The organism is Oleiphilus sp. HI0123 (assembly GCF_001635315.1).
Window position 1 is genome coordinate 1 of the sequence record NZ_LWGE01000300.1, and the last position, 374, is coordinate 374.

1 protein-coding gene is annotated in these 374 nt (G+C 39.0%); it reads left to right on the top strand.

Annotated features, from left to right (window positions below; translation table 11 throughout):
* On the top strand, positions 1-331 hold a 331-nt coding region (locus A3761_RS02870; protein WP_068749781.1), incomplete at its 5' end, for a YraN family protein.
* Positions 332-374 lie beyond the last annotated feature (43 nt).

Below are 374 nucleotides of genomic sequence, written 5' to 3' on the forward strand. Positions count from 1 at the left end.
CGCCGAGAAATACCTTCGCACCCAAGGACTGAAAAGCATAACGAACAATTATCGGTCCAAGTTTGGTGAGATTGATTTAATTATGGGAGATAAGAATACCCTAGTCTTTATTGAAGTCAGATATCGAGCAAGAAATAACTATGGCATCGCAGCTGAAACCGTGACCCCACACAAGCAAAAGAAGATTATTAAGACTGCAAGCATATTCCTTTCTCACAAAAAGCTATGGAATATGCCATGCCGATTTGATGTTATATCTATCAGCCAGAAAGAGAACAGCTTATCCGAGCAAATTCATTGGCACAAAGCTGCATTCGATGCATCTTATTGAGCTCAGTTTATTACCTAAATCACCTAAAACGGTTAACTAGAAA